General features: G+C 36.3%; 10 protein-coding genes. 6 read left to right on the forward strand and 4 right to left on the reverse strand.

Going from position 1 to position 12,854, the window contains the following annotated elements; genetic code table 11:
• Positions 1-582 precede the first annotated feature (582 nt).
• Positions 583-1,149, forward strand: coding sequence for a TetR/AcrR family transcriptional regulator (locus F886_RS07890; protein WP_034591008.1), 567 nt, complete (start codon positions 583-585; stop codon positions 1,147-1,149).
• 201 nt (positions 1,150-1,350) lie between these two features.
• Positions 1,351-2,274, forward strand: a complete 924-nt coding sequence (locus F886_RS07895; protein WP_005303516.1) for a hypothetical protein — start codon at positions 1,351-1,353, stop codon at positions 2,272-2,274.
• A gap of 74 nt (positions 2,275-2,348) precedes the next feature.
• On the opposite strand, the gene F886_RS07900 is transcribed toward F886_RS07895, so the two are convergent.
• Entirely contained in the window at positions 2,349-2,819 is a 471-nt protein-coding gene (locus F886_RS07900) for a hypothetical protein (RefSeq protein ID WP_005303524.1), read from the reverse strand.
• Positions 2,820-3,075: 256 nt separating this feature from the next.
• Here F886_RS07900 and F886_RS07905 point away from each other — a divergent pair, with 256 nt between their 5' ends.
• The 4 genes from F886_RS07905 (at position 3,076) to F886_RS07920 (ending at position 9,018) form a co-directional block, all read left to right on the forward strand.
• Entirely contained in the window at positions 3,076-5,703 is a 2,628-nt protein-coding gene (locus F886_RS07905) for a type VI secretion system Vgr family protein (RefSeq protein WP_005303527.1), read from the forward strand.
• Positions 5,704-6,609, forward strand: coding sequence for a DUF4123 domain-containing protein (locus F886_RS07910; RefSeq protein ID WP_005303530.1), 906 nt, complete (start codon positions 5,704-5,706; stop codon positions 6,607-6,609). It begins immediately after the preceding gene.
• A 288-nt stretch (positions 6,610-6,897) separates the two neighbouring features.
• Positions 6,898-7,323 (forward strand): hypothetical protein, encoded by a 426-nt coding sequence (locus F886_RS07915; protein WP_005303536.1) that lies wholly within the window; start codon positions 6,898-6,900, stop codon positions 7,321-7,323.
• A gap of 9 nt (positions 7,324-7,332) precedes the next feature.
• The gene (locus F886_RS07920) at positions 7,333-9,018 is read left to right on the forward strand and encodes a T6SS phospholipase effector Tle1-like catalytic domain-containing protein (RefSeq protein ID WP_005303539.1); all 1,686 of its coding nucleotides are present in this window, start codon (positions 7,333-7,335) and stop codon (positions 9,016-9,018) included.
• 136 nt (positions 9,019-9,154) lie between these two features.
• Here F886_RS07920 and F886_RS07925 read toward each other — a convergent pair whose 3' ends face one another.
• The 3 genes from F886_RS07925 to F886_RS07935 all read right to left on the reverse strand — a co-directional run bounded on the left by F886_RS07925 (position 9,155) and on the right by F886_RS07935 (position 12,848).
• The gene (locus tag F886_RS07925) at positions 9,155-9,514 is read right to left on the reverse strand and encodes a C1 domain-containing protein (RefSeq protein WP_005303542.1); all 360 of its coding nucleotides are present in this window, start codon (positions 9,512-9,514) and stop codon (positions 9,155-9,157) included.
• Positions 9,515-9,892: 378 nt separating this feature from the next.
• Positions 9,893-11,251 carry an amino acid permease gene (locus tag F886_RS07930; RefSeq protein ID WP_081402128.1) on the reverse strand — a complete coding sequence of 453 codons (1,359 nt, stop codon included), beginning with the start codon at positions 11,249-11,251 and terminating at the stop codon, positions 9,893-9,895.
• A gap of 151 nt (positions 11,252-11,402) precedes the next feature.
• A complete protein-coding gene (locus tag F886_RS07935; protein WP_005303547.1) occupies positions 11,403-12,848 on the reverse strand; it encodes an NAD(P)/FAD-dependent oxidoreductase in 1,446 nt (481 codons plus the stop codon).
• Positions 12,849-12,854: the final 6 nt, after the last annotated feature.

Here is a 12,854-nt window from a genome sequence, read left to right on the forward strand (position 1 = left end):
CTCACTCATTATTTATCCTTACTTTTTAATGATCTATTTTAAAGCAAATGTCGTTTAGTGTGCTTGACTACCAAAGGGTAGAGCACTATCCTTTGCCTGCTGGCCACATTGCCAGTCGGTTGTCGCAGACCGGGAAAACAAAGTCGATATGCAAAACTCTTGTTTTGTGTGTCGGGAACTCGTTCGCCCCCTTTTTCTCTACGGTAGGGCGGAAGGGGGACACCTTCGGGTGTGCTGGTTCCTTTGTTTCCAGTCTGCGAACCCCCTTTCGTTCTGCCACCATAATTTTAATGATTTGGCAGAACTCCCAATAAAAAGGAGTTGGCTTTGCACATTCATTATTTCTTGGCAACCTTTGCCAAAAGCTATAACGACACAACTTAAACTTTTAAAGCAGTTTGAAAGTCACTAGGCTTTTCAGGCTTTAAATCGTCTTAACTAAAAACTTAATCAACAATAAAACTTGAGATGTGCCAAGCACAGTCTTTAGGGGCTTTGCTATGCCTTTTTTCTCCCAAAAACGGCAGCGGTTTTTATATCTCATTTATATACAACAAGAATTTATTTTATAACGGTAAAACTATGCCACATTCAGATCTCCCATCTCGTGCTTTAAGTGTGCTTCATACTTCCCGATATCTGTTTAACAACTATGGCTTTCACAATGTCGGGATCGACCGAATTATTGAGTCAGCAAAAATCCCAAAAGCGACTTTTTATAATTACTTTCACTCAAAAGAAAGGCTAATTCAAATGAGTTTAACCTTTCAAAAAGACGGTCTAAAACAGGAGGTACGTTCAATCATTCATGATCAAAAAGACTTAACGATGCTTGAAAAGCTTCGCAAGCTTTACTTTTTACATGCCGATTTAGATGGACTTTATCATTTGCCTTTTAAAGCTATTTTTGAAATTGCGAAAACACATCCCAAGGCCTATCAGGTGGTCGTTGAATATCGAAACTGGTTTATTAATGAAATCTATAATTTGCTTTTAACCACCAACACAAATGCTTCAAAACAAGATGCTCACATGTTTTTGTTTGTGATTGATGGGGCAATGGCTCAGCTTTTAGATCCAAACAAGCCCGATGAAAGAGAGAAGTTGTTAGATTATTTTTTAAACTGTTTGTCTAGTATGAATGAATAACTTATATGGCAAAATGAATAGATTACTTGGATTAAGGATATTACCTATAAATCTTAAGCACAATATTAAAAGCCGAAGTTAAATTTTATTTAAATTGCTTAAGTTATTGATTTGTTGTGTGTTAACAGATTGAGAGATTATAGAATTATATATGTTTATAGTGTTATTTAATCTTATAGTTAGTGAAAATATACAATCTCAATGATTTATTTTATGAGTTTTAATAACTATAATTTAAAAAATTTATTTAATAGCAATGATATCATTATGTCAAAATTAGAAGTAAAAGCTGAAAACCATAAAATTTTTGTTTTTAAAAAAATATTTGAGTTTGATTCAGCAAAGCAACAAGCTGAAAAGAAGAAGGTTAATGCTTTTGGAATGTTAGCAAAATTTAATTTTTTAAAACGTCCTACGGAAGAAACAGTACACTTAAAAAATCATATATTACGTTATGAACCATTTTGGTTTGTCTCAAGCGAACGTAACCTTAATTACGATTGTGTTGTGACTTATTCTATTCCTGTACATAATCCACATGCGAAGCAAATTCAGGTTTATGAAGACCCTGAACAAAAAAATTATCCTGTTACACGCCAGCAGGATAAAGGAAAAGTAGAATTACAAATGAAGGAAGTCTGTAGCCGAAAAATAGAGTTCTCAAATTATTTTGATGGTCTACAGCGTGAACTCAAATCATCTCATTTAGCTGAATATATTAAAAAATTTGAACTTTCCGAAGTAGATAAAGTCGAATTTGAGAATGTACTTCAACCATTACTTTCTCTTGATTCTATTACTAGCATTGTCAGATCGGAACTACAAAATCAAAAAGTTCATGCGACTAATATTATTGAAGATTCAGAGGAAATAACCCAACTGTACCTATATTTTCGTCCAGTTTATGCATTTGAATATATTTGGTCTAATGCAGATAAAATTGGTGTTATTGAAGTTGATGGGCTTACTGGAGAAGTTATTGAACAAGGAAGTTGGTTCCGGAATACTTTTGATCAAGCTTTTACTAAAGAAAATTTAGTAGAACTTTCGGCGGAGTTAGCTAGTACGGTTGTTCCTGGTGGAGGTACTTTGGTAAAAGTCGCTTCCAAGGCTATTCCTCTTTAATATAGTTTATAGCCGTCCGATTCTTCTAGCCAAACTTATAGTTTGGCTTTCTATTTTTAGAATTTAACTTCGATTTATTGGGATTCATCTAAATCGCGTTCGCGGCATGATAATTCATAGTAATTACCTTTGGGTAATAAAGTGATTTTAAATCCATAGTAAGTTCTATCTTGTTCTACAGGAGAGATTTTGCATTGATTGGTTTTTGCAAATTGTTTAATCAATTTCAAATTAGAGGTTTGTTTAAATACTGCTCCCCAACCTTCACTAACACAGCAGCCCACATATTCAGACATGTATTCATCTGAGATTAATACAACATTTTGCCCCATAAATTGATAAGGCTTTTTCAGTTTGTATATATCATTATAATCAGCTCTTGAAATATTTGCTTTTTTTGCTATAAAGCCTTGTTTTTTTAGTATTTCAAACTTTAAAAAGTCATTAGTGCCAGTGCCAAGTCCACGGTAAATTGAACTATTGTCTTCAGCAAAACTATATGAGCTAAGAATACTTACTAAACTTAAAAATAATATTTTTTTCATTTTAACTTTCAGATGTTATATGAGGTAGCAATTTTTTCATGTCCTCTTGATAATGTAAAGTAAGTTACTGTTTTTGAGTGCTTCTCTTCACTAAAGTTAGTTGTAAATATTTTGTTGTTAAAATTTAAGGTCAGTTTTAGATTTAAATAAAGCAAGTGAGAAGATACTAATATAAACAAAACATGAAATACCTTAAATTGAGACAGACTTGTCATTCTGTTAGACTTGTTTAATTAATAATAAGGTTTGCATCATAATGTTGAACAATATCTTTAGTATTTTGGAAAAAATAGGATTTGGCGCTCAAAAACGTGCGATTAGTATCCAGTTTTCAAATACTGAGCTTAATTCACAGATTATGTTGCAACGTATTGATGGTTATCATGGTATTAATGATGGACTATCGGCAGAGCTTATTTGCTTATCTACAAATCCATATATTGAATTAAAACAGTTTATTGGATGTCAGGTTGCAGTTGATCAAGTAACAGATTCAGGTCAGCTTTTTAGAACTACAGGTATTGTCACTGGTGCTAGCCAAGGTCAAAGCGATGGTGCTTTTAGTTTATATCGCTTGACTATGCAGGACGCTACTAGCTTATGGCATAAACGACGTAACAGTCGTGTGTTTATGAATAAAAGCGTTGTGGATATTATCGAAGTCATCTTTAAGGAATGGCAGAATAAAAGTCCGTTATTTGCGTCAAGTTTACAGTTAGATACGAGTGGTTTAACTAAAGCGTATGATGTACGTCCATTTTCTATGCAGTCGAATGAAAGTGATTATGCATATTTAACTCGAATAATGCGTGAAGAATCGATTAATTGGCTTGTGGATGAGGCGAGTTATCTTGTAGCAAGTAATAGCCAGAGCATTGAGGCACAAAAACTACGTTTAATTGATGATAATGGTCAGTTTCAATCGCTCGAACGCAGATCCATTCGTTATCACCGTTCAAATGCGACTGAACAATATGACAGCATCACTAGTTTTATTGCTCAGCGACAGTTACAACCAACTGCTATCCATGTACAACGTTGGCAAGCTGATAGTCTAAGTCAAGAAGATGCTAGTGGTTCAGTGGTCAGCTCACATCAACACAGTGCTCAGCGAGAAAATGAAAGCTTAAGTTTAGAACAGGCGTGGAATATATCTCCTGCTTGGATAAGCGATCTTAAAGGAGAGGATCAAGCCACCGCTTCAAGTAATTCTCAGTTAGAAAAACTGAATATGCACTTAAACCAATATCAGGCATTACAAGCCAAGTATTTTACTGCGCATAGTAGTGTACGAGATACTCAAGTTGGTTATTGGTTCCAATTGATTGACTATCCAGAGTTAGAAAAAAATCATAGTCAGCAAGATAGGGAGTTTTTGATCCTTAATAAGTACTTTTATAATCAAAATAACCTACCTAAAGATATTCAAGACCAAGTAGAGAAACTATTGACCTTAAGTCACTGGCAAAACAGTAAAGACAGTGAACAAGAGCGTCAGGCCAATGAATTTGTAGTTGTTCGTAGAAATATTAACGTTGTCCCTGAATATGATCCATTGAAGCATCGCCCTGTTGCCTATGTCCAACGTGCCAAGGTAGTCAGTGATGGTGAAGAAATTCATGTGGATGAATGGGGGCGAATAAAAGTCAGATTCCTATTTACGCGTACAGATGACCATGCCCATGATGGTGGTGCGGGGGCTAATAATAGTGATACAGATTCGGCTTGGGTAGACGTCCTCACTCCTTGGGCTGGTGAAGGTTACGGAGCACGTTTTTTACCTCGTAAAGATGAAATCGTAGTAATTGATTTCTTTGATGGCAACATTGATCGACCATTTGTAACGGGACGCATCCATGAGGCGCAGCGTTCTCCAACGAAGTTCGATATTAAAGGACAATTACCTGACACAAAAAAACTGAGTGGTATTCGTTCGAAAGAAGTCGGAGGTATGGGCTATAACCAACTTCGCTTTGACGACACAACTGGCCAAATTAGTGCTCAGCTACATAGTAGTCATGGTACTACACAGCTTAACTTGGGAAATTTAAGTTATCCTAAAGAAACTGCGACGAGTGAGGGGCGTGGTGAAGGATTTGAATTAAGAACAGATCGTGCAGGTGCAATTCGAAGTAAAGGATTGTATATCTCAACATTTGTTCAGAGTAATGCAACGGATATACATTTAGAGGCAAAAGAAGCGGTTCAAAACTTCACGGAAAGTTTAGAAAGTATGAAAGCTTTATCTGAGTATGCCGTGAAACAGAAAGCAGAAGCTGCTGACATGCTTGAAAATATTGATCAGTATATTAAAACGATTGAATCTCAGTGGTCTGACCTAAAAGCGACTAAAGAAGCTTTGATGTTACTTGCCTCTCCAGATAGTATTTCTTTAGTTTCTGGAAAGAATATACATATTAATGCTCTGGATAGCGTAACAGTTGGCAGTGGGCAATCCATTAATGTCAGTACTGATGAACATCTAATTTTAAATGCTAAGAAAAAAGTAAGCCTGTTTGCAGGTGAGGAAGATTTAAAAATTTACGCAGCAAAAGGGAAGTTTGATCTGCAATCGCAAGATAATGTATTAGATGTTTCTGCAAGACTCGATGTAAAAATAACATCCTCTGAAGGTAAAGTAGAAATCCATAGTCCAACGGAAATTGTATTTAAAGCAAAAGATAGTGCTCTAAAAATTAATGGTGATGGCGTCACGGTCATTACACCAAATAAGTTTACTGCGAAAGCAGGTCAACATCTCTTTACAACAGGTGCAAGTGAAAGCCCAACGCTTCCGATCTTTCCAAATAATATTTGTTGGGAATGTCTTGCTCGACGCGCAGCACAACGTGGAGCTTTCATCAATAAAGGAGATGGAATGTAAATGATAGATAATCAAAGTCTCCAGTACTTATTTAAAACGTTTGAAAGATATCCGCTTGATCAAATTGGATTAAATATTTATGCAATCGCTGATGCAGCCCAAGATAAAAAGTTTTTAAAGGTTTTAGAGCATTTACGTCAAAAATGTCTACTTAAAGAAGCTAGTGGTGAAAAAGCTAAAGAGATTTCTCCACATTTAATTCAGCTACCTAAAAATTTTACATCACTTGAATGGGAGTGGATTGAAAGTAATATTGCTGGCACACCCAAAATGACAATTATTATTACGCCTTTAACTTTTGATTATCTATATAAGCACTTAAGAAATTTTTTAGATGTTGAATTTGACGGTGGTCTAGAAATGATGTTGGCATTTTGGGATCCCGCTATCTTAGCGACATTAGTTGGGCACAAAGCTGATAAAACTTTATATGTACAAGGCCCTGTATTTAATCCTCAGCAAATTGAAGCTTTACTAAAACCTATTCAAAGCTGGTGGTATTGGGATCGATTAAGCAATCTGCAAAGTATATTTGGATTAAATGAGCGTGTTGAAGTACTGCCATCAATCGAAAAGCCTTTACATTTCACGGTGGAACAAGAAGAAATGATGGTCGAGGCTACTTTTCCTGACAATCTAATTTATTACCTTAAACTCAATAACTCATTTTTGGTTGATAAAATTGATGATGAGTCATTATATGAATTTGTAATTGAAAGCATCCCTGAAGCAAGAGATCACTATTTATCTGGTACTCGCGATATTTTAAATTTTATCTGCCTAAAATTGATGTACGGAGTCCAGTTTGAGTCAGATGATAACCTACAGCATTTGTTAAATAATTTGAAAGATAGAAAGCTAACAATGGATCAGATTATGAATAGTTTGATGTCTAAAGCTGGGTAATCAATTTTTTTAATTATGATTAATATGGCTTTAGTGAGAGTAAGTCAATATGAATTTAAAATGGAGAGAAATAATGAAATATAAAATGCTATTTATTTTACTTGTTATACCAGTAATTTTAACAGGTTGTAATTGGATGTATGGACAAATTTAAGTGATGGGAGTGAGCTTATGAATATTCATTTGTATATTTGTAGCCTGTTTATACATTAGAAACTACCACATCTAATAATTGAGTAAGTTCAGCTATAAAAGGTCCAAGATAGCAAGGAGAAATGAGGAAATACCATGAGTCTTAAAAAGTTTTTACTCTTACCAATAAGTTTAGCATTTAGTGCTGCAGGTTGTGCTGGTATTGGCCCAAACGCAACATATTATATGGGCACCACATCATTCAACTATGATCCAACTTATTCTGATTATATGTTGAAATTGAATGGTCAGGAAATTGGAGGCGGTTTTGGAGGTGCTATGTCGACTAACTCAATTAAAACTGGTGCTCAAGTCATTACATGGAAAGATGCAAAAACTGGTGAACCTCACTCTGCAAAAAATCAAGTGATTATTACTAAAGAGCAATTAAAAGGTATGAAATATTTAGCTGCACATTTATATCCAGATGATACGGTAGAAATTACGACATCTAATAATTGGCCTGAACCAACTGAAAAAGGTATTAAATGGTTAAATCAACTAAAAAATAATAAAAAGTGAGATTAGTTCATGTTTAAAAAAACAATTATAAAACGGACTATAGAAACAAATAGTGATGTTTCTAATACTCCTCCATCTGCAAAACAGGATTGTTCAGATGTAGTCCATATTTCAGTTTTTTTTGACGGTACCGGTAACAATAAAGATGCTGATGAGGAGCAAAAGAAATGGTCGAATCCTGCCCGATTATGGCGGAATGCCAGAGCTCTTATTGATGATCATAAGAAAGAAGGAAAAGATAGCTCAAATTATGCGATCTATGTATCAGGTGTAGGAACGCGTTTTAATGGTCAGTTAAATATTTTCCAACGAGCACTTGCTATGATCCAAGATCATAGTGGTTTGGGACTTGGTGTAGGATCAGGCGGTACTCGGCGGCTCGATTATGGAGAAGATCAACTTAATGATGCATTAAAACAAGTCATGATTCTGAATGCGAAAAAAGCAGAAATAGATACAAGTAAATATGCAAACGAAAAAAAGGTTTATAGTTTTGCTGAAGTAGAGAAAAGTTTAAGTCAACATCGTCTCATCAAAAAAATTAATATTTCCACTTTTGGCTTTTCTCGGGGCGCGGCTTTAGCACGTGCTTTTAGCAATCAGTTTATGTGGCAATGCGAATCTGATTGTAATGGTTTAACTTATGGTACTGGAAAATATCCTATCGAATTTAAATTTATGGGGATATTCGATACTGTCGCCTCTTTTGGCTTACCTGCGACTAACTTAAATAATAATTTAACTTTTGAAGGCCGTGATATGGTCATTGATGAACGAGTCAAAATGTGTGTTCATCATATTGCAGGAAATGAACAGCGTTTTGCCTTTCCTGTTGATTTAATACATAAAGAAAATGGTGAAATTTCGAATCCTAACTGGAAGGAAATTGTTTACCCAGGTATGCATTCGGATGTTGGGGGAGGTTATACTCCGGGAAGTCAAAATGTAAATGATAACTATGCTCGTATTCCACTGAAGGATATGTTGGAGGAAGCGGTAAATGCAGGTGTGCGAATGTTTGACTATAATCAATTAAAAGAAAAATATGGGGTTCTATTTGCTGAGCAATTTGAAATACAGGATAAAACCCTACATTTATATAATGCTGTGAAAGCAGAAATGCAGTCTAGCGGTAAAATTCAAGATCAAATTATTGCCACAATGAAAGTCTATTATGCAGCTTACGGGGCTTTAGCTGAAAAGAAAATTCTCTCTGTAAGTCAGCAAGCGCGTAACGACAATAAAATTCGTGAGTATATTCCGATAGGTCCATCAGATATGGCAACCGAAATTAGTCGTTTAGAAAAATTGCAAAAACTCACTGCTCCAAATACAACAGGGGGAATTAATATTTTTAGATTATTATCACCTGTTTCGAAAGCTTATGAGTTTTACTTGGGTATTGATGATTGGGAGTTTGCAAGCTGGAGAAAAGGAGCAAGCCCAGAAATTATGGACTTTTATCAGAATTATATACATGACTCCAAATATGGTTTTATTAGTAATGCGGAACCATTTAGTTACTTCCGACAAAGAACAGTTTACGAATCCCGTCGTAGTGGAAAAGGGAAAGAGGTAGATCAAAAAGTCGCTGAAGATAAAGCTGTATGCAGTGTAGGTAGTCAAGATGTTAAGCAAGAACAGCTTTTTGATGAATACCAACAAGTCCAGCAGGGCTTGAAAGCAGCCAGTTAACTCAATAAGAGTCGGATTGTCGTCTAAAACATTTCTTATTTTTCAAAAATAAGGCCTGCATTTATAAAGTATAAAGTACTGATAGTGTTTATGGGGCAGGAGAGCTAGAGCAACTAGTTCTCCTACTTAATTGGTTTTACTTCTTTTGCTTAAAGCGATATTTACATTTTAGACAGCGATAATCCTGAAAAATATTTTTATCGATCATTACGCCTGCTTTTTTACCAAAAATATTGCCAACCACACCGCCAGTAATACCTGCGCTAATTGCACCGACAAAAGTTCCTACAGTTCCACCAACAATTACACCTAAAGGGCCAGCAATCGTACCAATCGCTGCACCAACAGAAGCTCCAGTTGCAGCACCACCTACAGTGCCTGCTGTTGTACCAGCAGCTGTCAGTAAAACACCGCCAGTTGTTCTAAGTAATTTGTCATGGTCACGTGCTTCAATTTCTGTAGAACCACACTTAGGACATTGCAGAGCTTTTTCCATAAAATTTCCTGTCTTTCATCATTGAGTGACACAGTACGGCGCTAAATCAGTGCAGTGGGTAAAGAGCCTGTCTTGCGATGAAGTGTCTTTTGCCTATTGAGTGATCGTAACGATAACTGGTCTGCTTTGATTTTAGCTGAACATTGACACAAATATTTATAGATCATGTAAACACTTGTACTTTAATAATTATCTCATTAAATACCAATGTTTAGAATGACTAAGGCTTACATATCAATGTGTTTAGTAGAGAGAAATTCAACAATGATGAATAGAATGTGAATGGTTTTTTGAGTAGATTTTCTGAAGTTACTTAGGAAGACGCGAGCTATTCAATGATAAAAGGCTTATCCTGTTTGAATAAGCCTTCTTTGAAGATTAGATTGATTTTTTCCAACTCAAAAATTTATATAATCCAAACATGAATGTAATCCAAATTGGAATTAAAATCACTGATTTTTCAAACCCTTTAGTCCACATGATATATAAAATCATGCCAATAAAAATCAAAACGATATAGTTACTTAAAGGTGAAAATAGTGCAGGGAATTTGACAACTTTACCTTCAAGTTTCATGGCACGTTTAAACTTCAAATGGGTAAAACTAATGATTGCCCAGTTTAAAACTAAAGCTGCCACAGCCATGTACATGAGATAGCTTAAAGCTTCTTCTGGGATAAAATAGTTCAGTAATACACAACCAAAAATCAGAATAGAAGAAAAGATAACAGCAGGTGTAGGAACACCTTGTCTGCTGACTTTTGTAAAAATTTTGGATGTATGGCCTTGTACTGCTAGACCATATAACATACGACTGTTTGCGTACATACCGCTGTTATAAACAGACAGTGCGGCTGTTAAAATAATAAAGTTAAGCAAATGCGCTGCCCAACCAATCCCAAGCTGGCTAAAAATCATCACAAATGGACTTTTATCTAAACCACCGAGGTCAAGCTGATTCCACGGAATGAGCGACATGATGATGGCAAGCGAAGCTACATAGAAAACCAAGATTCGAAAGATGACTTGGTTAATGGCTTGTGGAATGCTTTTTTCAGGATTTTCGGCTTCAGCAGCAGTCATCCCAATCAGTTCAATACCACCAAAAGCAAACATTAAGAAGGCAAGCATATAAAACAGGCCCGAAAACCCATGCGGGAAAAATCCGCCATGCTGCCATAAGTTTGAGAAGCTAGCGATAGAATCACTACCTGCGGTGAGCAATAAATATAAGCCAAACACGATCATGGCAATGACCGCTGCGACTTTAATAATGGCTAACCAAAACTCAGATTCACCATAAAATTTAACGTTGCCTAAGTTCAAACATGTAACCAAGACAAAGAAAAATAAGGCTGATATCCAAGCAGGAATATGAGGCCACCAGTAATGCACATATTTAGCAACGGCTGTCAGCTCGGTCATTGCGACCAAAATATAGACCACCCAATAGTTCCAGCCCGATAAAAAACCGGGGAATCTTCCCCAATATTTTTGTGCAAAGTAACTAAAGGAACCAACCACAGGTTCTTCTACGATCATTTCACCCATTTGGCGCATAATTAAAAATGCGACCAAACCGACAATGGCATAACCTAAAATAATAGAAGGGCCAGCAGACTGGATGACTTGTGCAGAGCCTAAAAATAAACCTGTCCCGACAGCGCCACCCATAGCGATTAGCTGGATGTGGCGATTTTTAAGTCCGCGTTTTAATTGGGAAGATGAGTTGCTCAAAATATATGCGCTGAATAAAAAAAAAGCTGATGCTATTGTAATAGATTGGCTAGGGATAACCTAATTTGAAAAGGATTTTACTCAGCTAAATAAAAAAGGATCCGTACAAAGCTATACGAATCCTTTTTTAGAAAATTAGTAATTCTATAAATTAGAAAGACACCATTTTGCCCGGGTTAATCAGTGCGCCGATGCCATACATACTTTTTGCGAGCGGAATAACAACGGGTGCAAGGGTACGACCAAACATAATATTTTGATGGTCAATTTTAGATAACATTTCAAAGTCGTTAGATTGCCCAATAAAGTCATTTGCAATCGCTTTACCAATGCGTACCGTCTGTGCAACGCCGTGACCACTCCAGCCGTGAACAGCATAAATTGGGAATTTATTGCCAAACTTACGGCTATCGACTGCACCATTTACAGTTAAATCGGTGGTGCCACTCCAGACAAAATCCATTTCTAGATTTTTAATTTGAGGGAAAACCGTATGAATTCGATGTTCTAGATAATTTAAAGTTTTCTCTGGTCCCCAACATGTTCCTGTGCCTTGGCCACCAAACAGTAAACGGTTGTTAAACACAGGACGGTAGTAATCAATCTGGAACTGAGTGTCATAGACTGGATGCTCAAATGGCAGAAGCTCTTTTGTATCAAGCTCTAGTGGGGCGGTCGTCGCAACATAGGTGTAAAATGGAATAGTAGTATTGTTTTGCTCTGATAAAAGTTTAAACGAAGCATGGTGTACTGCTAACACCACAGACTTTTTAGCTTTTACGACAGCATTTGCTGTTTGAACATAAATACCATCTGCTTTTTCTTCTATTGAAATGACTTCTGTTTGTTCATAAACAGTACCGCCATTTTGGCAAAAGCCATAAATTAAGCCACGGTTCAAAGCTAAAGGATGGATTTGTCCGCCTAACTCATCAATTAAACCACCTGTGTAATAATCAGACTTAATAAAGTCCATGAGTTCATGCTTACCTACAATGCGCGTATGGTCTTCACCTAAATATTTTCGTGCATCGGCGCCCTGTGTTAAACCAACTAAATGTCCTTCATGAACGGCGGCGGTAATGTGACCATGTTTTCGGTCAAAGTTGAGTTGGTACTTTTCCGAGATGTCATCAATAAGTTGCATGGCTTCTGTAGAGGTAAAATGCCATAGTTTTTTTGCATCTTCATAGCTTAAGCGATCGGCCATTTCTTGAGCTTCCCAGCGAGCTAAACCAGGGGTAAGTTGTCCGCCATTTCTGCCAGAAGCTGCACTACCAATACGGTTTTTTTCTAATAAGACTGTATCTACGCCTTGTTCAGCTAAATGTAATGCACTTGATGAACCTAATAAACCACCGCCAATAACCACCACATCGCATTCAATATCAGCTTGTAAACTGTCAAATGTATGCCAATCAGAAAGTGAGCTTTCATAGTAGTTTGCTGGATTATCTACCGCTGCACCTTCTACATTTGTTGTGTCAAAATTTGCATGTTTTGGATTTAACCAGCTCCACTCTTTGCCCACTTGTAGAGATTTACTTGGTTTATATTGCACGTCTTTTAAAAGTTGAGGTTTAGAAATAATTTTCATGACGAA

It is taken from the genome of Acinetobacter sp. NIPH 542, from assembly GCF_000369825.1.
GTDB classification, from domain to species: domain Bacteria; phylum Pseudomonadota; class Gammaproteobacteria; order Pseudomonadales; family Moraxellaceae; genus Acinetobacter; species Acinetobacter oleivorans.